Source organism: Pseudomonas sp. (assembly GCF_035512415.1).
Classification (GTDB): domain Bacteria; phylum Pseudomonadota; class Gammaproteobacteria; order Pseudomonadales; family Pseudomonadaceae; genus Aquipseudomonas.
The window spans coordinates 481,008-503,308 of the sequence record NZ_DATKDZ010000038.1; the positions used below are offsets into that span (position 1 = coordinate 481,008).

A 22,301-nucleotide genomic window follows, 5' to 3' on the forward strand; every position below is an offset into this window, starting at 1 on the left:
ATGAAACAGGATGATTCTGAATGCGCTTACGGCAGCCTAGGCTGCTGCAGCACCTCTTTGAACGGTAATTCAACCGGCGCAGATACGCCGCTGGCGAGCCACTGACTGGACAGGCTCAGGATAAGGTTCTTCGACCAGTCGGCCACCAGCAAAAAATGCGGCAGCAGACTCGATTCCTGCCACCAGCTGTCCTGCTGCACCGGGGCCAGACTGACCAGGCCGACCAGTACCACCACCAGCAAGCCGCCACGGGCAGCGCCAAACACCATGCCGAGAAGGCGATCGGTCCCGGACAACCCGGTCACCCGAATCAGCTCGCCGATCAGGTAATTGATCAAGGCACCGACCAACAAGGTGACCACGAACAGAATGGCGCAGGCGACGATGACCCGCGCCGAGGGTGTTTCGATAAATTCGCCAAGATGCTGCGCCAGCGCGCCACCAAACATCCAGGCCACCACGCCGGCAATAATCCAGGTCAGCAGCGACAACGCTTCTTTTACGAAGCCCCGGCTTAGGCTGATCAGGCTGGAGATGGCGACAACGGCGATAATCGCCCAATCGACCCAGGTAAATATCACGATGTGGGTTACCGACGGAAAAGGCGCTGCATTTTAGCAGAGCCCCCGAGCTGGGGTAAGCAAAGGATTGAACGCCCGCCGAAATGTCTCAACGCCGGGCGCGACTCTGCGCTCGGCCGGCCTGGCTCAGCTGGATTCGGGCTGGAAACGCACGACAAAACCGTTGAGCTTGTGCTGCCGATTGAGCTGATCACGCAGGCGATCGGCCTCGCCACGCTCGATCAGCGGCCCGACAAAGACCCGATTCATGCCGTCCACGGTACGGATATAGGCGTTATAGCCCTGGCTGCGCAGGGTTTTCTGCAAGCTCTGCGCACCATCGCGACTGGACAGGCTGGCCAGCTGCACCGACCAACTGATCGGCAGGCTATTGGCATCCAAGCGGCTGGTGGGAGCAGGAGTCGGCGCACTCGGCTTGGCCTGCGCCACAGCGGGAGCGGCTGACTCGGCAACCGGGGCTGGAGCTGGAGCTGGAGCTGGAGCTGGAGCCGGGACAGCTTCGGGGGCAGTAGCCGGCTCAGCAGCCTGAACATCGTCGCCTGCGACGAGCGGCTCATCCTCCAGCGGCTGCGGCTCGGGGACCACCACCGGCTGCATCTCGATTTGCGGCATGGTGGGCGCAGCGGGCATGGACGGCGCATCGACCACGACACGACCCAGCTCATCCTCACGCGACAACAGCATCGGCAGGAAGATAACCGCCAGCGCCAGCAACACCAGCGCCCCCACCATCCGCTGCTTCAATCCTTTATCCAGCAAAGCCATCCTGCACGCCCCCATTGGCTTGGCGGGCCAGCCAATCCAGGGCCTCGGCCACGCAGTAGAAAGATCCGAACACCAGTATTTCATCACCGGCTGCCGCCTGCTCGCACTGAGCCTGCAGCGCCGCCTGCACATCGGCATAGGCCGCTACCTGGGCACCGCTATTGTGCAACTGAGCCTGCAGCTCGGCGGCATCACGGCTGCGCGCGGTTGGCAGAGGGGCCACGGCCCATGCCTGCACCTCAACCAGCAGCGGCCTCACCACTCCAGCCAGGTCCTTGTCCGCGAGCAGACCGAATACTGCCCGACGCCCCTGCACAGGCCGATCGGCCAGATGCTGGGCCAGGTACTCGGCCGCCTGGGGATTATGCCCAACATCGAGCAGCAGTGTGAGTGACTTACCCTGCCAATTCACAACTCGGCGATCCAGTCGCCCGATTACCCGGGTGCGCAGCAGCGCTCTGCCGATCTGTTCGGCCTGCCAGGGCAGCCCCGTCAGGGCATAGGCCTGCAGGGCCAGGGCGGCGTTTTCCATGGGCAGGTCGAGCAGCGGCAAACGCTCAAGCTGCAGCACTTCGCCCTGGCTATTGAGGCCATACCAGGACCAATGCTGCGCCTCGATGCTCAGGTCATAGTCGCGGCCGCGCAGAAAGAATGGCGCATCCAGCTCGGCCACGCGATCAAGCAAAGGCAGCGGCGGCTCTAGATCACCACACAGCGCTGGCTTGCCCGCGCGGAAGATCCCGGCCTTCTCGAACGCCACCGACTCACGGGTATCGCCCAGCCAGTCGGCGTGATCAATACCAATACTGGTGACCAGAGCAATGTCGGTATCCACCAGATTGACCGCATCCAGCCGACCGCCCAGGCCGACCTCAAGCACCACCGCATCCAGGCCCGCCTCGCGGAACAGCCAGAACGCCGCCAGGGTGCCCATTTCGAAATAGGTCAGGGAAATATCGCCACGCGCCGCCTCGACCATGGCAAAGGCCTGGCAGAGCACGGCATCGCTGGCGGTGACGCCGGCGATCTGCACGCGCTCGTTGTAGCGCAACAGATGGGGCGAGCTGTACAGCCCGACACTGAGCCCCTGCTCTTGCAGCAAGGAAGCTATAAATGCACAGGTCGAACCCTTGCCGTTGGTACCGGTTACCGTGATCACCCGCGGCGCAAGCTGGGTCAGGCCCAGCCGCTGCGCCACTTCAGCGCAGCGCTCCAGGCCCATATCGATGGCGCTCGGGTGCAATTGCTCCAGGTACGCCAACCACTCGGCAAGGGAGCGCTCGGTCATGCAGTTGCCGGTAGCGCGGCAGGCGATGGCAAACGCGTCAACTGGGCCAGCAGACGCGCCAGACGCGGGCGCAGCTCGGCACGGTGGATGATCATGTCGATGGCACCGTGTTCGATCAGGAACTCGCTGCGCTGGAAACCTTCCGGCAGCTTCTCGCGCACGGTCTGCTCGATCACCCGCGGGCCGGCAAAGCCGATCAGGGCCTTGGGCTCGGCCACGATCACGTCGCCAAGCATGGCCAGACTGGCGGAAACCCCACCATATACCGGGTCGGTCAACACCGAGATAAAGGGAATCCCTTCTTCACGCAGGCGCGCCAGTACCGCGGAGGTCTTGGCCATCTGCATCAGGGAGATCAGCGCTTCCTGCATGCGCGCACCGCCTGAAGCGGAGAAGCACACCAGCGGGCAACGCTGTTCCAGGGCCGCATTGGCGGCGCGCACGAAGCGCTCGCCGACGATTGCGCCCATGGAGCCGCCCATAAAGGAGAACTCGAAGGCACAGGTCACGATCGGCATGCCTTCGAGGGTGCCGCGAATGGCAACCAGGGCATCCTTCTCGCCGGTCTGCTTCTGCGCCGCGACGATACGATCCTTGTACTTCTTGCCATCGCGGAATTTCAGGCGGTCAACCGGTTCCAGATCGGCACCCAGTTCTTCGCGCCCTTCGGCGTCGAGGAAGATATCCAGGCGCTCACGGGCCCCGATCCGCATGTGGTGATTACATTTGGGGCAGACATCCAAGGTCTTTTCCAGCTCGGGTTTGTACAGCACCGCATCGCATGACGGGCACTTGTGCCACAGGCCTTCCGGCACCGAACTCTTCTTGACCTCGGATCGCATGATCGATGGGATCAGTTTGTCTACTAACCAGTTGCTCATGCTCTTGATTCTCCAAAGCGTTAGAGCCGGACAAGCCTGCGACGCCAGGTCGCCAGACCGATCCAGGCAAATTCACGAGGGCAGTCATATCAGGGGCCGGCGTACGCGCCCAGCGGGCTATTCACGCAACAAACCCGCCACCTGCACTTCGACTGCCTGCAGTATTCATGCAACACCTGCAACAGGGTTATGGACGGCCAAGGACAGCGCGTCGTCACATCACCCGCTGGCCGTCTTGACCGCACGCATAAACGCCCGGATCTTTTCTGCATCCTTGATGCCCTTGCTGGCCTCAACGCCACCACTGACATCCACCGCGTAGGGCCGCACCTGCCTGATCGCCGCTGCCACATTCTCCGCCACCAGGCCACCGGCCAGGATAATCGGCTTACTCAGGCCCTGCGGCACCAGCGACCAGTCGAAAGCCTCGCCCGTGCCACCGGGAATGCCCGGCACATAGGTGTCGAGCAAAACCCCCGACGCCTGGCCATAGGCCGCGACCTGAGCCGCCAGATCATCACCGGGCTTGACCCGCAGCGCCTTGATATAGGGCCGCTGCAAGGCCTCGCAGAAGGCCGGGCTCTCATCCCCATGAAACTGCAACAGGTCCAGGGGTACGGCCGCGAGAATTTCGTCGAGTTCCTGCCTGCTGGCATCGACAAACAGCCCCACCGTGGTCACGAAGGGCGGCAAGGCGGCAATGATGGCCCGCGCCTGCTGCACACTGACCGCACGCGGGCTCTTGGCATAAAACACCAGACCGATGGCATCCGCGCCCGCCTCGGCGGCCGACAATGCGTCTTCTATGCGGGTAATGCCACAGATCTTGCTGCGAACGACTGACAACAGGATCACCTCAAGAAATTCGACCAGAGCCGGATGCTAACAAATAGCCTTTCAGGCGTCAGCCGCCACATCCGCCAAACCGGAGAGAAAGTGTGGCCCCAGATAACGCTTGGGCAAATCGAACTCGGCTGGATAATCGACCTGCACCAGATACAAGCCATAAGGGTGCGCCGTCACCCCGCCGGTGCGCCGCACACGGGTTTCCAGTACTTCCTGCGCCCATTCAACAGGCCGCTCCCCCGCCCCGATGGTCATCAGCACCCCGGCGATATTGCGCACCATATGGTGGAGGAAGGCATTGGCGCGGATATCCAGCACGATAAAGCGCCCGTGCTGCAGCAGCTCCAGGTGATGCACCGTCTTGATCGGCGACTTGGCCTGGCACTGGCGCGCGCGAAAGGCGCTGAAGTCGTGGGTGCCGACAAAAACCCTGGCCGCCTCACGCATGCGCTCGATATCCAGCGGCCGATGATTCCAGGTCACCTCTTCGGCCATATGCGCCGGACGGATCTGATCGTTGTAGATCACATAACGATAGCGCCGCGCCTGGGCGCAGAAGCGCGCATCGAAATGCGCCGGCATCGACTTGGCCCAGGCCACGCTGATATCGGCGGGCAGGTTCATGTTCGCCCCCATCACCCAGGCGTGCATAGAGCGCTCGACAGTGGTCGCGAAATGCACCACCTGGGCACTGGCATGCACCAGGGCATCGGTGCGCCCGGCACAGCTCAGGGTAACCGACGCGCCGCCCGCGACTTTCGACAGGGCTTTTTCCAGGGATTCCTGAATCGAAGGCACACCCGCCCGCTGGCGCTGAAAGCCACGGTAGCGCGAGCCTTTGTATTCGACCCCGAGGGCGATTTTGAAAACGCCAACGGCAGCCGAATCGGCTGCCGCTGTAGTGAGACCATCAGACATGTATCAAACCAGTTTAGCGATCAGCTCGCGGGCTTCCTGCTGCTGACCATCGTTACCTTCGGCGATGACTTCATCGAGGATGTCGCGAGCACCTTCGGTGTCGCCCATATCGATATAAGCGCGCGCCAGATCAAGCTTGGTCGCGGTTTCATCGGTACCGGAGAGGAAGTCGAAGTCGTCGTCGCCATCCATTCCTGAATCGGACAGACCGGAGCTGGCTGGCATGGTCAGATCATCCGGCTGATCCAGATCACCGGACAGCAGGTCCAGCTCCGCATTCACCTCGTCGAGCTGGGCAGCAAAGCTGTCGCTGCTCGGCTGGGCGGGCTGCTCGTCATTCAGCGCCAGATCGAAGTCGGCCGACAGATCGAAGCCGTGGTCAGCCTCCTCTGCTGCAGGCTCGGGGGCCGATGCGGGCAGTTCATTCTTGACCGGAGCAGCACTCGGCTCATCATCCAGGCTCAACAGAAACTCGTCTTCGGCGGCCGTTTCAAGCTCAAGCGGCGCGTCCAGATCCAGGCTGAAATCGGCCAGATCATCTTCCGGCTCCAGGCTTTCCCCAGCGGCCTCGTCCAGGCTCAGATCGAAGCCCAGTTCGTCGTCTTCTTTGGCTTTCGGCTCGACCGGCGCACTGAAGTCCATATCGCCATCCAGCGACAGGCTGTCCATATCGTTCGGGCCAGCCGCTTTACCGGCCTCCTGCAGATCACGCTCCAGGTCAGCTTCCAGATCGTCCAGGCTAAGGTCGAAGGCATCGTCCAGATCGCCGCCCGCAGCGGGTGCAGCCGGCTCATCCAGCGCCAGGTCATCGAAGCTGAAGTCGCTCAGGTCGTCATCTTCGGCATTGGCAGCCGCCACGAAACCGGCAGCCCCGGCAGCGGCAAGCATGGCAGGGTACTTGGCCTTGATCTGATCGACTTCGGAAGCACTGCCGCCGATTTCACGCAATTCATTGTCCTGACGGGCAAAACCATCGCGGTCGCCCAGCTCGGCATAGACTTCCATCAGCTTCAAGCGCAGGTCGCTGCGCTGCGGCTCATCATTGATGGCACCCTGCAGCAACTCCGCGGCCTGATTGAAGCGACCGTAAGCAATGTAGATATCGGCCTCGCCCAGGGCATCGCCGGTTTGCGCGGCTACACGCTCTTCAGCCGGGGCAAGATCCTGCTCGGTCGCCAGATCATCCGAGGTGTCGAAGCTATCGTCTGGCAGAGCCATATCAGCACCCAGATCAACACCCTGCCCGTCTGTGGCCAGGCTTTCCTGCAGTTCGGCTTCCTTAAGGGCATTGCGGCGCGACAGCATCATCAACGCCAGCAGCAAAACCAGCAGCGCACCGCCACCGGCGATGCCCAGCATCATCGGATTGGCCAGCAGCTCATCGAGCGGGCTGGTCTCGACCGGCGGCTCTACCACTGGCGGCGCAACGGCAACCACAGGGGCTGCCGGCTTGACCGGAGCTGGTTTGGCCGGCGCTGGCGGCTCGCTGACTTGCGGCGCGGCCGCCTCAGGCTGAGCAACAGGAGCTGGCTCTTCGCTGTAATTGAAATCCTGCTCGGGCTCGGCTACTGGTTCGACAGGGCTAGCCGGCACCACAGCCTCGGGGGTTTGCGCGAGTACAGGCTTCTCGGCACTGACCTCAGGGGCCGGCGCAGGCGCAGCGGCTTCGACCGCCGGAGCCACTGCAGGAGCTTGCCCTTGAGCGGCCAGATCGGCCTGCAACTTGGCCATTTGATCGTCTTTGAGCTGAATCAGGCGCTGCAACTTGTCGAGCTGGCTCTGCAGATCGCCCATGCGATCCTGCAGCTCGGTATTTTCCCGACGAGTGGAGTCGAGACTTTCCTGAGTCACCGCCAGCTTGTCGGCCAGGGCCTTGCTGTCGACAGTGCCGGTATCGCTACCGGCGGTGGCCTTGCCGGTATCGGCCGCGACCAGTTTCAGACTGTCGCCAGCCGCCGCTTTGGCAGGTGCATCGCCGGCCACGGTACGTTTGGTGGCATCCAGCTGACGTGCGGTACCGCCGGCCAGGCTACGGCCTTCGCGCCATGCGGCGTTCTGCTCGGCGACCTGGGCAATGGCCTCGGCCTGACCTCGGCTCTTGACCTGCTCGGCGTCCGGCAGACGCAATACCTGACCGCTTTTCATGCGATTGATATTGCCGCCGATAAAGGCATCCGGGTTCAGCGCCTGGATGGCCAGCATGGTTTGATGCACGCTACCGCCGGGTACGCGCTGGGCAATTTCCCAGAGGGTGTCATTGGCGGTGGTCTTGTATTCGTTGCCATCCAGTGCCCGTGGCGCGACAGGCGCGGCTGGGGCCACCGGCGCACCGCTGGCCTGGACCGGACGTGGCGTAGCGGCGACTTGCGGGCGCGGCGCGGGAGCCGCAACCGGCAGCCGCGGTGCAGCGGGTATCACGGCCTGCGGGCTATAAAGAGGTGGGTCGAGCAGCAGGGTGTACTCACGCAGCAAGCGACCGTTAGGCCACAGCACTTCAACCAGGAAGTTCAGGTAGGGTTCGCGCAGCGGCTTGCTCGAGGTAACGCGGATAACGCTCTTGCCGTTGGGCTTGAGTATCGGGGTGAACTTGAGATCGGTCAGAAAATACTGACGATCCACACCCGCCTTGTTGAATTCTTCGGGAGACGCGAGGCTGGGCCGCAACTCGCTGGAAGTCAGGTCACGCACTTCCAGCAGTTCGATTTCAGCCACCAACGGCTGATTCAGCGCCGACTGCAAGGTCACCTCACCCAGTCCCAGCGCATGCGCCATACCGGAGGACAGTGCCGAAGCAGCTGCGATTGCCAGCACCAGTTTGCGAACCCGAACCATAGCGTTATCCCTTGTTTTATCTTTTTTTCTCGCCAGGCGAGAGGATCTTGAAAATTGCTGCCTGCACCACCCAAAGGTGTAGCCCCATCCAGCAATTAACTCAGCCAGTATTGCCAAGCTCGAAAGATTCTTCAAATTTCCAGCTAAGTATCTTTTACAGATAGTGTTTTATCAACAACTCGGCTAATTGCACAGCATTTAGCGCAGCGCCTTTTCTTACATTATCAGACGCAATCCACAAATTGAGTTCACAGGGATCATCCAGGCCGGCGCGAACACGGCCGACATAGACCTCATCCTGCCCCACCGCGTCGCCCACCACCGTCGGATAATCGCCGGATTCTACATATTCCACAGCCGGCGCGGCCTCCAGGGCATCACGCAGAGTCTGCAGATCGAATGCCGAGGCGCACTGCAGCGATACGCTGAAACTGTCGCCAAAGAACACCGGGGCCTGTATGCACGTGGCCGACACCTGCAACTGCGGAGCCGCCAGCAGGGTTTTCAGTTCGAGGGCCATGCGTCGCTCCAGGGCACCATGGCCTTCGCCATCGCACTCATCGACCTGCCCCAACAGATTGAACGCCATCTGCCGATCAAACAGTTGCGGCTCGAAAGCACGGCCATTAAGCAGCTCGGCGGTCTGCCGCGCCAATTCGGAAACCCCTGCCCGGCCGCGGCTGGAAACCGCCAGACAGGCGGTAACTGTCAGCCGTTGCGGGCTCAGGTGCGCACCCAGCACCGCCAGCACGCTGGCCAGGGCGATGCTCGGCGCACTCGGGCTGGCCAGCAGATAGGGTGCTGCCAGCGTCGTCAGGACCTCGGCATTCACTTCGGGGATGACCCGCGGGGCTTGCTCCTGGGGCAAAGCCCCGGTCAGATCAATCACCGCACACCCCGCCGCCCGGGCCTGGGCGGCATATTCCAGGGTCACGGCCGCACCGGCGGTAAAGAACGCCAGCCGCACATTGGCAAAGTCGAAGGATTCGAGTGAGCGTACCCGCAGGTTCTTGCCCTTGAAGGACAGTGAGCCACCTGCCGAATCACCACTGGCCATCAGATGCAGGTTCGCCACCGGGAAATCGCGCTCCTCGAGCAACTGCACCAGGGTTTCCCCCACACTTCCGGTGGCACCGATCACTGCGATATCAAAACTACGGGTCATGGCAAGGCTTCTAGCGAAATAAGCCCAGCACTGTATAACCGCATCAGCCAAATGCAAAGAAGCGGGCTTGCCGGCGGTCGAACTTTCATTCGATCACCAGCAAACCCGCTTCCTTAGCGTGAAAGTCGCGCAGCGACGCCCTCCTTTTTCCTTCTCCCCCCGGGAGAAGGTGGCGCGAAGCGCCGGATGAGGGCGGCGGGTATGCCGCGAAGGCTCTCATGATTCGGGGCCTCTCGCGGCATGACCGTTAACACCACAGCAGTCTCGTCAGCAGAGACTCAGGGCATCAACGCTCCAGCAGAATCCGCAGCATGCGTCGCAGTGGTTCCGCCGCGCCCCACAACAGCTGGTCACCGACGGTGAACGCGCCGAGGTACTGCGAACCCATATTGAGCTTGCGCAGACGACCGACCGGCACGCTCAGGGTACCGGTTACTGCGGTCGGACCCAGCTCGCGGATGCTCGCCTCACGCTGGTTCGGCACCAGCTTGACCCAGGGGTTGTGCTGGCTGATCAGGCCCTCGATATCGGCCATGGGCACGTCTTTGTTCAGCTTGATGGTCAGTGCCTGACTATGGCAACGCATGGCACCGATGCGCACGCATAGGCCATCGACCGGAATCGGGTTCTTGAATCGACCGAGGATCTTGTTGGTTTCCGCCTGACCCTTCCATTCTTCACGGCTCTGCCCGTTAGGCAGTTCCTTGTCGATATAAGGGATCAGGCTGCCAGCCAGGGGCACGCCAAAGTTGTCCACCGGGAACGACTCGCCGCGCATGGCTTCGGCCACCTTGCGGTCGATATCCAGAATGGCGCTGGCCGGATCGGCCAACTCATCGGCCACCGAGGCGTTGATCGCGCCCATCTGCTTGATCAGCTCGCGCATATTCTGCGCGCCGGCACCGCTTGCCGCCTGATAGGTCATGGCACTCATCCACTCGACGAGGCCGGCTTCGTAGAGGCCGCCCAACGCCATCAGCATCAGGCTGACGGTGCAGTTGCCGCCGATATAGTTCTTGGTGCCGGCATCCAGCTGCTGGTCGATCACCTTGCGGTTGACCGGATCGAGCACGATCACCGCGTCATCGGCCATGCGCAGGGACGAGGCGGCATCGATCCAGTAGCCCTGCCAGCCAGCTTCGCGCAGCTTGGGGAAGACTTCGCTGGTGTAGTCACCGCCCTGACAGGTGAGGATCACGTCGAGGCTTTTCAGCTCATCGATGCTGTAGGCGTCCTTCAGCGGGGCAATCTCCTTGCCAATCGCCGGACCCTGACCGCCGACATTGGAAGTGGTGAAGAACACCGGTTCGATCAAGTCGAAATCCTGTTCTTCCAGCATGCGCTGCATCAGCACGGAACCCACCATGCCACGCCAACCGATCAGACCTACACGTTTCATAGCCACTGCACCTTTATAAACAAGCAGACCGCCGGAGTTAGCGCCGACGGGCAGAGAAGATTACAGACTGCGCAGCGCGGAAACCACCGCATCGCCCATTGCCGCCGTACCGACCTTGGTCGTACCGGCAGAGAGAATATCGCCAGTGCGCAGGCCCTGATCCAGCACCAGGCTGACCGCCTGCTCGATGGCATCAGCCGCCGCGGCCTGATTGAAGCTGTAACGCAGCATCATCGACACCGACAGAATGGTCGCCAACGGGTTGGCGATGCCCTGCCCGGCGATATCCGGCGCGCTGCCGTGACACGGCTCATACATACCCTTGTTGTTGGCATCCAGGGACGCCGACGGCAGCATGCCGATGGAGCCGGTAAGCATGGAGGCCTCGTCCGAGAGGATGTCGCCGAACATATTGTCGGTGACCATCACGTCGAACTGCTTGGGCGCGCGCACCAGTTGCATGGCGGCGTTATCCACATACATATGGCTGAGTTCGACGTCCGGGTAATCCTTAGCCACTTCCTCGACCACAGCACGCCACAGTTGGCTGGAGGCCAATACGTTGGCCTTGTCCACCGAGCAGAGCTTTTTACCGCGGACACGGGCCATGTCGAAACCGACGCGGGCGATACGGCGCACTTCGCTTTCGCTGTATGGCAGGGTGTCGTAGGCCATGCGCTCGCCGTTTTCCAGCACCTTGCTCTCGCGCGGCTGGCCGAAGTAGATGCCACCGGTCAGCTCACGCACGATCAGGATATCCAGCCCCGCCACCACTTCCGGCTTCAGCGAGGAAGCATCAGCCAGCTGCGGGTAGAGAATGGCCGGGCGCAGGTTGGCGAACAGCCCCAGCTGCGAACGAATTTTCAGCAGGCCGCGCTCGGGGCGGATGGCCGGGTCGATCTTGTCCCATTTCGGCCCGCCAACGGCACCGAGCAGAATGGCGTCGGCGGCGCGGGCGCGCTCCAGGGTTTCGTCAGCCAGCGGCACACCGTACTTGTCGACGGCTGCGCCGCCCAGTTCGTCGAAGCTCAGTTCGAAACCCAGGCTGTACTTGTCGTTGACCAGCTCCAGCACCTTGACCGCTTCGGCCATGATTTCCGGGCCGATACCGTCGCCAGGGAGAATCAGAATCTGTTTGCTCATCTTGCCCTCAATACGCCGTAGGGTGCGCCGTGCGCACCATTTATTCGTTGAACCGATGCGCGCGGCCTAGACGACCTCGCCCACCCTCGCTTATTTGATTGCGCCGAACAACCAGGGGCTGCGCTGCTGGTAACCGACCTCAAAGGCCTTGATCGCATCGCTGTCCTGCAGGGTCAGGCCGATATCGTCCAGGCCATTGAGCAGGCAATGCTTGCGGAAGGCATCGACCTCGAAGCTGTACTGCACGCCATCGGCGCGGGTCACGGTTTGCGCAGCCAGGTCGACGGTCAGTTGGTAGCCAACCGAGGCTTCGGCCTGTTGGAACAGCGCATCAACCTCATCCTCCTTGAGGATGATCGGCAGCAGGCCGTTCTTGAAGCTGTTGTTGAAGAAGATATCGGCAAAGCTCGGCGCGATAATCGTGCGGAAGCCGTATTCCTCAAGCGCCCAAGGCGCATGTTCACGGGATGAGCCGCAACCGAAGTTCTCCCGCGCCAGCAGCACGCTGGCACCCTGGTAACGCGGGAAGTTCAGCACGAACTCCTGATTGACCGGGCGCTGAGAGTTGTCCTGATTGGGCTGACCGATATCGTGGTAGCGCCATTCATCGAACAGGTTCGGGCCAAAGCCTGAGCGCTTGATCGATTTCAAGAACTGCTTGGGGATGATCTGGTCGGTGTCGACGTTGGCGCGATCCAATGGAGCGACCAGGCCGGTATGTTGGGTAAAAGCTTTCATGGTCGAGTCCTCAGGCCTGGATCAATTCGCGCACATCGATAAAACGACCGGTCACCGCCGCCGCTGCGGCCATGGCCGGGCTGACCAGATGGGTACGCCCACCGGCACCCTGACGGCCTTCGAAGTTGCGATTGGAAGTGGAGGCGCAATGCTCACCACTGCCGAGTTTGTCCGGGTTCATCGCCAGGCACATGGAACAGCCCGGCTCGCGCCATTCAAAACCGGCTTCGATAAATATCTTGTCCAGCCCTTCCTTTTCCGCCTGGGCTTTGACCAGACCGGAGCCCGGCACCACCATGGCCTGCTTGATAGTTGCGGCGACCTTGCGGCCCTTGGCCACTTCAGCGGCGGCGCGCAGGTCCTCGATCCGCGAGTTGGTGCAGGAACCGATAAACACCCGGTCCAGCTGGATATCGGTGATCGCCTGATTGGCCTGCAAGCCCATGTATTTCAGGGCGCGGATGATCGAGTCCTTCTTCACCGGGTCGCTTTCGGCGGCCGGGTCCGGCACGTTCTGATCCACAGCCAGAACCATTTCTGGCGAAGTGCCCCAGCTGACCTGCGGCTTGATGTCTTCGGCACGTAATTCAACCACGGTGTCGAAGTGCGCATCGGCATCGGACACCAGGTCCTGCCACTGCGCCACGGCCTTGGCCCAATCGGCACCCTTGGGTGCGAACGGACGGCCTTCGACGTAATCGATGGTCTTCTGATCCACCGCCACCAGGCCGACACGGGCACCGGCCTCGATCGACATATTGCAGATGGTCATGCGCCCTTCCAGCGACAGCTCGCGGATCGCGCTACCGGCGAACTCCAGGGCATGGCCATTGCCGCCGGCGGTGCCGATCTTGCCAATGACCGCAAGCACGATGTCCTTGGCGGTGACACCGAAGGGCAGCTGGCCTTCGACCAGCACTTGCATGTTCTTCATCTTCTTCGCCACCAGGCACTGGGTCGCCAGCACATGCTCGACCTCGGAGGTGCCGATGCCGTGGGCCAGCGCGCCGAATGCACCGTGAGTCGAGGTGTGCGAGTCGCCGCAGACCACGGTCATGCCCGGCAAGGTCGCGCCCTGCTCCGGGCCAACCACATGAACAATGCCCTGACGCACATCGTTCATCTTGAATTCGAGGATGCCGAAGTCATCGCAGTTCTCATCGAGGGTCTGCACCTGAATCCGCGACACTTCATCGGCGATGGATTCCAGACCGCCCTGACGCTCGGCCTTGGTGGTCGGCACGTTGTGGTCTGGGGTGGCGATATTGGCGTCGATGCGCCACGGCTTGCGGCTGGCCAGACGCAAGCCCTCAAAGGCCTGGGGCGAGGTCACTTCGTGGAGGATATGCCGGTCGATATAGATCAGCGACGAACCATCATCGCGGCGCTTGACCTCATGCATTTCCCAGAGCTTGTCGTAGAGCGTTTTGCCGGCCATCAGCGTGTTCCTCATCAGCGTCTTTCGGGCACCTCTAAAAACTACCTGCGTTGCCATCGCTGCGTTAAAAACAGGCTCACAGCCGAAGGCTGAACGTGCATTAGCACGGCCCCGAAGGGGTGAGCGAAGCGAATCAAATGCTCATTTACAACTCGTAAACTCCGCTTTTTCGCCTGTTTTTGCCTTGCGCTGGCTGCCTCGCCTACGTTTTTGGAGGTGCCCTTTCTATGCCTAGGGCGAATGGCCCTCTGGCTTATGGGGTAATCCTATGGGCTGCCATCGAATTACTCAAATTCATATTTTTTATTCGAAGGATTCCTTGCAGGAATAGCGATAGTCTGCAAGCCTCAAGCTACAAGCAAGGACCCGCAGCCTTGCTCTTGCAGCTTATGGCTTACCACTTGGAGCTAGTGCGTTATGGACCTCGCCACCCTCAACGCCTTTATCGCCATCGCCGAACTGGGCAGCTTCTCCGAAGCGGCTGAACGCCTACATCTGACCCAGCCGGCGGTGAGCAAACGCATCGCCAGCCTGGAGCTGCAGCTCAATGTGCGCCTGTTCGACCGCCTGGGCCGCGAGGTGAGCCTGACCGAGGCCGGCCGCGCCCTGCTGCCGCGGGCCTACCAGATTCTCAATGTACTGGATGATACGCGCCGCGCCCTGACCAACCTCAATGGCGAGATCAGCGGTCGCCTGACCCTGGCCACCAGTCACCATATCGGCCTGCACCGCCTGCCGCCGTTGCTGCGCGCCTTTACCCGCGCCCACCCGCAAGTGGCGCTGGATATCCAGTTTCTCGACTCCGAGGTGGCTTATGAAGAAGTGCTGCATGGCCGCGCCGAGCTGGCGGTGATCACCCTGGCCCCGGAAACCCGCGAACCGGTGCATGCAGTGACCGTGTGGGACGACCCGCTGGATTTCGTCGCCGCCCCCGAGCATCCGCTGGCACGCAGCAAGGTGATCAGCCTGGCCGACGTGGCGCATCACCCCGCGGTATTTCCCGGCGGCAACACCTTTACCCACCATATCGTGCGCCGCCTGTTCGAAGCCCAGGGGCTGACGCCGAATATCGCCATGAGCACCAACTACCTGGAAACCATCAAGATGATGGTTTCCATCGGCCTGGCCTGGAGCGTGCTGCCACGCACCATGCTTGACGACCAGGTTGCCCGCCTGCCCTTGCCGGGCATTCAGCTGTCGCGCCAACTGGGTTACATCAGCCATACCGAACGCACCCTGTCGAATGCCGCGCGGGCCTTTATGACCCTGCTAGACAGTCAACGCGACAGCCTTGCACTGCCGGCAGACAAGAGGCTAACGTGAGGTATAACGATAAAAAAGGCCCGCACATGAGCCAAGCATCTCGACCTGACCACGGTTGCACCACCCGATTACCCACAGGAAGAGTCGGTTGTGACCCAATCCAGTGACCGCCGCCCACCACTGCCTTTTATTCCGGCACTGGATCCTGCCGAATTCGAGAAAACCTGGAACGATGCCCCGCGCCTGCTGCGCGCCTTGAACGGGGCCAAACTGGGCACCTGGTACTGGGACATCGAAAGCGGCCGGGTCAGTTGGTCACGCGGCGCGCAGGCATTGTTCGGCCTCGACCCGAAGAAACCCCTGCGTACCCAGGTCAACTATATCGACCTGATTCCGCCCGAAGATCGCATCGAAGTCCTCAAGCTGTTCGAACAGTTACTGGCCGGCACTCCCAGCACCCGCGCGTTTCGCCACCGCATCATCTGGCCGGACGAAAGCGTGCACTGGCTGGAGATCAGCGGCAGCCTGCAACTGGACGCCGACGGCAAGCAGCGGGTGATGGGTGTAATCCGCGATATCAGCGGGCAACAGGCGCGCGAACAGGCCCTGCGCAGCAGCGAGGAAAAGTTCGCCCAGGCCTTCCACTACACCCCCGACGCCGTGATCATCTCCGACAAGGCCACGGGACGCTTTATCGAGGTCAATGCCGGTTTTACCCGCCAGTTCGGCTGGACCAGCCAGGAAACCCTGGGCCGCACCGCGGTAGAACTGGGCATCTGGGCTGAACCCAGCGACCGCCTACGGATGCTCGAGGCCATCGACAACAACGCCCTCGACGGCCTGGAAGTCAGCCTCTACCATCGCGATGGCGACATACGCCGCAACCTTCTGTTCGGCGGTACGATGCTGCTGGACGGCTGCACCTGCCTGGTACTGTCGCTGCGCGACATCACCGAACAGCGCAAACAGGAACAGGCCCTGCAAGACAGCCAGGAGCGCCTGGATCTGGCCCTGGAATCGGCCGACCTGGGCACCTGGGACTGGCATATCCCCAGCAATATGCTGTTTGGCTCGGTGCGCGCCGCGAAGCTCCACGGCCTGGCGGAAGCCCCCTTCCATGACGACTTTCGCAAGTTCTTCAACTTCGTGCCCCTGGAAGACCGCCGCGCCATGCGCGAGCACTACAAGCGGCTGGCCGAAGGCAGCACCCAGGACTACCAGGTAACCTACCGCGCCGTCTATGCCAACCAGGAAGTGCACTACCTGGAGAGCACCGCCAAGCTCTACCGCGACGCCCAGGGCAAACCCGAGCGTATGGCCGGCATCCTGATCGACATCAGCGAGCGGGTCCGCCGCGAACAGCGCCTGGCCGCCTCCGAGGAAAAATTCGCCACCCTGTTCCAGGCCAGTCCCGACCCCATCGCCCTGACCACGGTGCCGGACGGCCGCGTAGTGGAAATCAACCCCAGCTTCACCCAGGTGTTCGGCTGGCAGCCCGAGCAAGTGGTCGGGCGCACCATGCTGGAGCTCAACTTCTGGGCCGATGTCCAGGTGCGCACCACGCTCTTCGTAAAGTTCTACCGGCAGCAGAAGCTGGATAACGAGGTCGCCGACTTTCTCGACCGCCTGGGGCGCAAGCTCACCTGCGTGGTCTCGACCCGGCCGATCGAAATCGGCAGCCAGGCCTGCATCCTTACCTCGTTTCGCGATATCAGCGCGCGCCAGCAGGCCGAAGCCGCGCTCAAGGGCAGCCAGGAGAAATTCGCCAAGGCCTTCCACTCCAGCCCCGACGCTATCACCATTACCGAGCGCGACACGGGCCGTTATATCGAGGTCAACCCGGGCTTCACCCGCCTGACCGGCTACCAGGCCGACGAGGTTATCGGCCGCAGCTCAGGGGAACTCAGCGTCTGGGCCGACCCGCAAGAGCGGGTGCAGATGGTGCAGCGGCTGATGCAGGACGGCCATGTCTACCATATGGAGATGCACGGCCGGCACCGCGATGGCACGGTCAAGCTGGTCGAGGTCTCGGTTCAGCCGATCGAACTGAATGCCACCCCCTGCCTGCTGCTGACCGCCCGTGATATCAGCGAACTCAAGCATGCCCAGGCCCAGGTGCAGCACCTGGCCTACCACGACTCACTGACCAACCTGCCCAATCGCGCCCTGCTGCTCGACCGTCTGACCCAGCAGATCGCCCTGCTCAAGCGCCATGAGCTGCGTGGCGCACTGCTGTTTCTTGACCTTGACCACTTCAAACACATCAACGACTCCCTCGGCCACCCGGTCGGCGATGCCGTGCTCAAGCTGGTCACCGCTCGCCTGGAAGCCAGCGTGCGCCAGGAAGACACGGTGGCGCGCCTGGGCGGCGACGAGTTCGTGGTGCTGCTCTCAGGCCTGGAAGGCAAGCGTTCGACCGTGGTGCGCCAGGCCCGCGGGGTGGCGGAGAAACTGCGCCACTTGCTGGCCGAGCCCATGCTGCTGGATGGCCAGAGGCTGCAGGTCACCCCCAGCATCGGCATCGCCCTGATCCCTGATCATGGCGACACCCCGGCGGACCTGCTCAAGCGCGCCGATATTGCCCTGTACCGCGCCAAGGACTCGGGGCGCAACTGCATCCAGCTGTTTCGCAACACCATGCAGAAGGCCGCCAGCGAACGCCTGCGCCTGGAGAACGACCTGCGCCTGGCCCTGGCCCGCGGTGAGTTCGAACTGCATTTCCAGCCCCAGGTCGACGCCCGCAACAACCAGATCATCGGTGCCGAAGCCCTGCTGCGCTGGTGCCACCCGACCCTGGGGGCACAGTCGCCTGCTCTGTTTATTCATGTGCTGGAAGAAAGCGGGCTGATTCTCGAAGTCGGCGGCTGGGTTCTGGCCGAAGCCTGCCACGCCTGCGCACAGCTGCTCAAGGACGGCCTGGTCGACGCTAGCCAGTTCAGCCTATGCGTAAATATCAGCCCACGGCAGTTCCGCCAGAACGACTTCGTCGAGCGCGTGGAAAGCAGCCTGGCCGCCAGCAAACTACCGGCCGGCATGCTCAAGCTGGAAATCACCGAAGGCATCGTGATCCAGAATATCGACGACACCATCGCCAAGATGAACCGCCTTAAACGCGTCGGCGTCAGTTTCGCCATGGACGATTTCGGTACCGGCTACAGCTCCCTGACCTACCTCAAGCGCCTGCCGGTGGACGTGCTGAAGATCGATCAGTCGTTCGTGCGTGACGCCACCCTCGACGTCAACGATGCGGAAATCATCCGCGCCATCGTCGCCATGGCCCGCAGCCTGGGCCTGGCGATGATTGCCGAAGGGGTCGAGCAACGCGATCAGCTGGACTTCCTTCAGCAGCAGGGTTGCCACCACTACCAGGGCTATCTGTTCAGCAGACCGGTGCCCCTGACACAGTTCCGCAGCCTGCTGGAGGAAAACAGCCAGCCCGGCCCGATGAAAACAACAAGGGCACCTTAGGTGCCCTTGTTTATCCACTTAACGACGCACGGTTAACGCTGCAGAACAGTGCGCTCCGCGCTGATGGGAATGCGCTTGGCCTTGGCCTCCTCCGGCACGATGCGCACCAGGTCGATATTCAGCAGGCCGTTGACCAGGTTGGCCGCCCGGACCTCGATGTGATCGGCCAGGCGGAACGACAGTTTGAACGCGCGTTGGGCGATGCCCTGATACAGGTAGGTGACGTTCTCAGCACTGGTGTCGCGCTTGCCGCCGGTGACGGTCAGCACGCCGCGCTCGACCTGCAGTTCCAGGTCTTCTTCCTGAAAGCCCGCGGCGGCGACCACGATGCGGTACTGATCGTCGGCATACTTCTCGACGTTGTAGGGTGGGTAGCTGCTGCCCGCCTCGTTGCGCATGGCCGACTCGAACAGGTCATTGAAACGGTCGAAGCCGACGGACTGACGGAACAGCGGGGTCATGGAAAATGCAGTGCTCATAGTTAAATCTCCTGAAATTCAGCGAGTCGTTAATTGCGGAACCCGACTTCGGCATCCCGCATGACTAAAAATGTGGCTACTCAGGTAGATTTCAAGCCTCTGCAAAATTTTCTTACAGGGAGCAACTCGATGAGCAAGGTCATGCTGATTACCGGTGCCAGCCGTGGTATTGGCGCTGCCACTGCCAGGCTGGCGGCCGCCCAGGGTTACGCGCTATGCCTCAACTACCACCGGCAACAGGATGCGGCTGAGGCGCTGGTGAGCGAGATCACTCAGGCGGGCGGCCAGGCCATTGCCGTGCAGGCCGATGTAGCCGATGAAGGCCAGGTGATGCAGCTGTTCGCCCGCCTGGATCAGCACTTTGGTCGCCTCGATGTGCTGGTCAATAACGCCGGTATGCTGGAAACCCAGATGCGCCTGGAGCACATGGATCTGGCGCGCTGGCAGCGGGTATTCGCCACCAATGTATTCGGCAGCTTTCTCTGCGCCCGCGAGGCGATCAAGCGCATGTCCACCGCCCACGGCGGCCAGGGCGGCAGCATCGTTAACCTGTCATCGGCGGCCGCCCGCCTCGGCGCGCCTGGCGAATATATCGACTATGCCGCGGCCAAGGGCGCGATCGACAGCATGACCCTGGGCCTGGCCAAGGAAGTCGCCGCCGAAGGCATCCGCGTCAACGCCGTGCGCCCCGGGGTGATCGACACCGAAATCCATGCCAGCGGCGGCGAGCCGGCGCGGGTCGCGCGGGTCAGCCAGAGCGTGCCCATGGGGCGTGGCGGCTTGGCCGAGGAAGTGGCCGAAGCGATTCTCTGGCTGGCCAGCGAGCAGGCGTCCTATACCAGCGGGGCGCTACTGGATGTCAGTGGCGGGCGATAATCCCACAGTGGCCATTCGTAGCCCGGAGTATTCAGCTTATGCGCCCGGCTCAAGCGCAAGGTAGGGTGGACATAGCGAAGCTTTGTCCACCGCCCCACCGCTGGCGGACAAGCCTTCGGCATCTCCGCCCTAGGATATTGCAGGCCCTGCGGATAGCCACAGGATCGACTGCTAACCCGTGCTCAGCCGCTCCATCAGCGGGACCTCGATGCCAAGCAAGGCATCGATACGCAGGCAATCATTCTCGCGGCGCAGCAGGTTGAACAGCTCGGTGGCCTCGGGGTAGCTGCGGGTCAGCATCGCCAACCATTGCTTGAGGCGTCCCGGCGCGTAGCGTGGCGACATCTTGCGCCGCGCCTGCAGCCAGAAATCCGCCAACAGCGGCTGCAGTTCGGCCCAGCGCATAGCCACCACCGCCTGACCGGCCCGAGCAGCGGCGATCTGCCGGGCCAGATCAGGACGCGCCACCAGGCCGCGGCCGAGCATGATGTCCTCGACCCCACTGACCTCACGGCAACGCCGCCAGTCCTCCAGGCTCCATATCTCACCATTGGCGAACACCGGCACCTTGACCGCTTCCTGCACCCGCGCCACCCACTCCCAGTGCGCCGGCGGCTTGTAGCCTTCGAGCTTGGTCCGCGCATGCACCACAATCTGCGTCGCGCCGCCATCGGCCAGGGCCTGGGCACACTCCAGGGCCTGGTCCTTGTGCTCGAAGCCCAAGCGCATCTTGGCGGTCACCGGGATATGCGCGGGCACCGTGCGGCATACCTCACGGACGATGGCATGGAGCAACTCCGGCTCTTTGAGCAGCACCGCTCCGCCCCGGGACTTGTTCACCGTCTTGGCCGGGCAACCGAAATTCAGGTCGATCACCGGAGCCCCCAGGGTGCAGGCGAACGCCGCGTTATCGGCCAGGCAAAGCGGGTCGGAACCGAGAAACTGCACCCGCAGCGGCGTACCGGCAGCCGTCTGCGCGCCACTGAAGAGCTCGGGAGCGAGTTTTTCATAGGTGCTGGCCGGCAATACCCGCTCGGTCACGCGGATAAACTCGGTCACACACCAGTCGATGCCACCCACCCGGGTCAGTACATCACGAAGGATCTCGTCGACCAACCCCTCCATCGGGGCCAGGGCGATTTGCATAAATCAATTCTCAGAAAACCGCGGCCCTCGGGGAGCCTGCGCAGGAGCGCTAGTGTACGCGGAGCATCGTCTTGAATGAACGGGCCCCGGATAAACCGGATGGAACACCGCAGCGCTCAGGGAGTCCATTTCGAAGAGCCTCAAACACCCTGGAGAACACGATGCGTCACCTGATACTGCTTAGCAGCCTCTTCCTCGGCATAGGCCTGAACCATGCCGCAGAACCGACCGACAGCGAGGCGCAGGCACGCCAACAGAAGCCCGCCCAACTGATTATCAGCCGTGACGCCAAGGTGCCCGCAAGCTGCAACGTGGAGTTGCTGCTGGAGGAAAAGCAGGTGGCGCAACTACCGGCCGGCGAATCCACCAAGCTGGAGGTCGCCCCCGGCACCCTCTACCTCAGGGCCCAAGTGCTGCCTGCCAGCGACTGCAGCGCGGGGGGTCTGGCCAGCGGCCAGTCGGTGTTGCTCGAACCCGGCGAAACCCGGCATTACCGACTGATGTTCGATAACGACGCCCTGTTCCTCGCCCCGCAGCTGGAATGACCCCAACCGTTACAGCTCCAGCGGAAACGGCGGCTGCAAGGCCTGCCCGTACCCCTCAACGAACTCCGCAGGCATACGCTTGGGCTTGCCGCTGGACAGCTCGATGCAGACAAAGGTGGTCTTGGCCCGCAGCAGGGTAACGCCATCCTCAGGGCGTAGCAGCTGAAAGCGCCGGTCCATCTTCAGGCGCTGGTCAGACTCGACGATCCAGGTGGCCATCTGCAGCGCCTGGCCTTCATAGGCGCTGGCCAGGTAATCGATCTCATGACGCAGCACCGCCATGGCCCGATCGAGACGGCGATACTCGGCCAGATCCAGCCCCAGGTATTGCGAATGCCGCCAGGCACAACGTTCCAGCCAGCTGACATAAACCGCATTGTTGGCATGACCGAGACCGTCGATGTCCTCGGCCACGACATCGATATCGATAACAAACGGATTGGCGAGATCCCAACTCATGGCTATGGCTCCATGTTTGCGCTCAAGACGCGGGTTGCGCCAGCCCATGGGCTGGCCAGGTAAAAACAGCG

Annotated in this window: 19 protein-coding genes; 4 read left to right on the forward strand and 15 right to left on the reverse strand. The window is 62.3% G+C overall.

Annotated elements, in window-relative coordinates; genetic code table 11:
• Positions 1-26 precede the first annotated feature (26 nt).
• From VMP31_RS19410 to leuC, 12 genes are all read right to left on the reverse strand, one after another.
• Complete coding sequence (locus VMP31_RS19410) at positions 27-581, reverse strand: CvpA family protein (RefSeq protein ID WP_325509335.1); 555 nt, start codon at positions 579-581, stop codon at positions 27-29.
• A 126-nt stretch (positions 582-707) separates the two neighbouring features.
• A complete protein-coding gene (locus VMP31_RS19415; RefSeq protein ID WP_325509336.1) occupies positions 708-1,346 on the reverse strand; it encodes an SPOR domain-containing protein in 639 nt (212 codons plus the stop codon).
• Positions 1,330-2,634, reverse strand: a complete 1,305-nt coding sequence (gene folC, locus VMP31_RS19420; RefSeq protein WP_325509337.1) for a bifunctional tetrahydrofolate synthase/dihydrofolate synthase — start codon at positions 2,632-2,634, stop codon at positions 1,330-1,332. Before folC ends, VMP31_RS19415 begins: the two co-directional genes overlap by 17 nt.
• The gene (gene accD / locus VMP31_RS19425) at positions 2,631-3,515 is read right to left on the reverse strand and encodes an acetyl-CoA carboxylase, carboxyltransferase subunit beta (RefSeq protein WP_325509338.1); all 885 of its coding nucleotides are present in this window, start codon (positions 3,513-3,515) and stop codon (positions 2,631-2,633) included. Before accD ends, folC begins: the two co-directional genes overlap by 4 nt.
• A gap of 219 nt (positions 3,516-3,734) precedes the next feature.
• Positions 3,735-4,361, reverse strand: a complete 627-nt coding sequence (locus VMP31_RS19430) for a phosphoribosylanthranilate isomerase (protein ID WP_325509339.1) — start codon at positions 4,359-4,361, stop codon at positions 3,735-3,737.
• A gap of 51 nt (positions 4,362-4,412) precedes the next feature.
• Positions 4,413-5,279, reverse strand: a complete 867-nt coding sequence (truA, locus tag VMP31_RS19435) for a tRNA pseudouridine(38-40) synthase TruA (protein WP_325509340.1) — start codon at positions 5,277-5,279, stop codon at positions 4,413-4,415.
• Between the two features lie 3 nt (positions 5,280-5,282).
• Positions 5,283-8,111 carry a FimV/HubP family polar landmark protein gene (locus VMP31_RS19440; RefSeq protein ID WP_325509341.1) on the reverse strand — a complete coding sequence of 943 codons (2,829 nt, stop codon included), beginning with the start codon at positions 8,109-8,111 and terminating at the stop codon, positions 5,283-5,285.
• Between the two features lie 154 nt (positions 8,112-8,265).
• Positions 8,266-9,276: an aspartate-semialdehyde dehydrogenase gene (locus VMP31_RS19445; RefSeq protein WP_325509342.1), complete on the reverse strand. Its 1,011-nt coding sequence runs from the start codon at positions 9,274-9,276 to the stop codon at positions 8,266-8,268.
• A gap of 286 nt (positions 9,277-9,562) precedes the next feature.
• Positions 9,563-10,675, reverse strand: a complete 1,113-nt coding sequence (gene asd, locus VMP31_RS19450; protein ID WP_325509343.1) for an aspartate-semialdehyde dehydrogenase — start codon at positions 10,673-10,675, stop codon at positions 9,563-9,565.
• Positions 10,676-10,735: 60 nt separating this feature from the next.
• On the reverse strand, positions 10,736-11,818 hold the full coding sequence (gene leuB / locus VMP31_RS19455; protein WP_325509344.1) for a 3-isopropylmalate dehydrogenase: 1,083 nt from the start codon (positions 11,816-11,818) through the stop codon (positions 10,736-10,738).
• 90 nt (positions 11,819-11,908) lie between these two features.
• Complete coding sequence (gene leuD / locus VMP31_RS19460; protein ID WP_325509345.1) at positions 11,909-12,556, reverse strand: 3-isopropylmalate dehydratase small subunit; 648 nt, start codon at positions 12,554-12,556, stop codon at positions 11,909-11,911.
• Positions 12,557-12,566: 10 nt separating this feature from the next.
• Positions 12,567-13,994 (reverse strand): 3-isopropylmalate dehydratase large subunit, encoded by a 1,428-nt coding sequence (gene leuC / locus VMP31_RS19465; RefSeq protein WP_325509346.1) that lies wholly within the window; start codon positions 13,992-13,994, stop codon positions 12,567-12,569.
• Positions 13,995-14,411: 417 nt separating this feature from the next.
• On the opposite strand from leuC, the gene VMP31_RS19470 reads away from it, so the two are divergent.
• Positions 14,412-15,317, forward strand: coding sequence for a LysR family transcriptional regulator (locus VMP31_RS19470; RefSeq protein ID WP_325509347.1), 906 nt, complete (start codon positions 14,412-14,414; stop codon positions 15,315-15,317).
• A 90-nt stretch (positions 15,318-15,407) separates the two neighbouring features.
• The gene (locus VMP31_RS19475; protein WP_325509348.1) at positions 15,408-18,725 is read left to right on the forward strand and encodes a PAS domain S-box protein; all 3,318 of its coding nucleotides are present in this window, start codon (positions 15,408-15,410) and stop codon (positions 18,723-18,725) included.
• A gap of 32 nt (positions 18,726-18,757) precedes the next feature.
• On the opposite strand, the gene VMP31_RS19480 is transcribed toward VMP31_RS19475, so the two are convergent.
• Entirely contained in the window at positions 18,758-19,204 is a 447-nt protein-coding gene (locus tag VMP31_RS19480; protein ID WP_325509349.1) for an Hsp20 family protein, read from the reverse strand.
• A 129-nt stretch (positions 19,205-19,333) separates the two neighbouring features.
• Between VMP31_RS19480 and VMP31_RS19485 the strand changes: the two genes are divergently transcribed.
• Complete coding sequence (locus VMP31_RS19485; RefSeq protein ID WP_325509350.1) at positions 19,334-20,080, forward strand: SDR family oxidoreductase; 747 nt, start codon at positions 19,334-19,336, stop codon at positions 20,078-20,080.
• A gap of 171 nt (positions 20,081-20,251) precedes the next feature.
• Here the strand turns inward: VMP31_RS19485 and VMP31_RS19490 are convergent, their stop codons facing one another.
• Positions 20,252-21,226, reverse strand: coding sequence for a tRNA-dihydrouridine synthase family protein (locus VMP31_RS19490; RefSeq protein WP_325509351.1), 975 nt, complete (start codon positions 21,224-21,226; stop codon positions 20,252-20,254).
• 161 nt (positions 21,227-21,387) lie between these two features.
• Here VMP31_RS19490 and VMP31_RS19495 point away from each other — a divergent pair, with 161 nt between their 5' ends.
• Entirely contained in the window at positions 21,388-21,771 is a 384-nt protein-coding gene (locus VMP31_RS19495; protein WP_325509352.1) for a hypothetical protein, read from the forward strand.
• Between the two features lie 9 nt (positions 21,772-21,780).
• Here VMP31_RS19495 and VMP31_RS19500 read toward each other — a convergent pair whose 3' ends face one another.
• Positions 21,781-22,230 carry a thioesterase family protein gene (locus VMP31_RS19500; protein ID WP_325509353.1) on the reverse strand — a complete coding sequence of 150 codons (450 nt, stop codon included), beginning with the start codon at positions 22,228-22,230 and terminating at the stop codon, positions 21,781-21,783.
• Positions 22,231-22,301 lie beyond the last annotated feature (71 nt).

Coding starts and splice junctions, on each gene's coding strand:
- VMP31_RS19415 (WP_325509336.1), bottom strand. CDS start 1,346: ATGGCTTTGCTGGATAAAGGATTGAAGCAGCGGATGGTGGGGGCGCTG.
- folC (WP_325509337.1), bottom strand. CDS start 2,634: ATGACCGAGCGCTCCCTTGCCGAGTGGTTGGCGTACCTGGAGCAATTG.
- accD (WP_325509338.1), bottom strand. CDS start 3,515: ATGAGCAACTGGTTAGTAGACAAACTGATCCCATCGATCATGCGATCC.
- truA (WP_325509340.1), bottom strand. CDS start 5,279: ATGTCTGATGGTCTCACTACAGCGGCAGCCGATTCGGCTGCCGTTGGC.
- VMP31_RS19440 (WP_325509341.1), bottom strand. CDS start 8,111: ATGGTTCGGGTTCGCAAACTGGTGCTGGCAATCGCAGCTGCTTCGGCA.
- VMP31_RS19445 (WP_325509342.1), bottom strand. CDS start 9,276: ATGACCCGTAGTTTTGATATCGCAGTGATCGGTGCCACCGGAAGTGTG.
- asd (WP_325509343.1), bottom strand. CDS start 10,675: ATGAAACGTGTAGGTCTGATCGGTTGGCGTGGCATGGTGGGTTCCGTG.
- leuB (WP_325509344.1), bottom strand. CDS start 11,818: ATGAGCAAACAGATTCTGATTCTCCCTGGCGACGGTATCGGCCCGGAA.
- leuD (WP_325509345.1), bottom strand. CDS start 12,556: ATGAAAGCTTTTACCCAACATACCGGCCTGGTCGCTCCATTGGATCGC.
- leuC (WP_325509346.1), bottom strand. CDS start 13,994: ATGGCCGGCAAAACGCTCTACGACAAGCTCTGGGAAATGCATGAGGTC.
- VMP31_RS19470 (WP_325509347.1), top strand. CDS start 14,412: ATGGACCTCGCCACCCTCAACGCCTTTATCGCCATCGCCGAACTGGGC.
- VMP31_RS19480 (WP_325509349.1), bottom strand. CDS start 19,204: ATGAGCACTGCATTTTCCATGACCCCGCTGTTCCGTCAGTCCGTCGGC.
- VMP31_RS19485 (WP_325509350.1), top strand. CDS start 19,334: ATGAGCAAGGTCATGCTGATTACCGGTGCCAGCCGTGGTATTGGCGCT.
- VMP31_RS19490 (WP_325509351.1), bottom strand. CDS start 21,226: ATGCAAATCGCCCTGGCCCCGATGGAGGGGTTGGTCGACGAGATCCTT.
- VMP31_RS19495 (WP_325509352.1), top strand. CDS start 21,388: ATGCGTCACCTGATACTGCTTAGCAGCCTCTTCCTCGGCATAGGCCTG.
- VMP31_RS19500 (WP_325509353.1), bottom strand. CDS start 22,230: ATGAGTTGGGATCTCGCCAATCCGTTTGTTATCGATATCGATGTCGTG.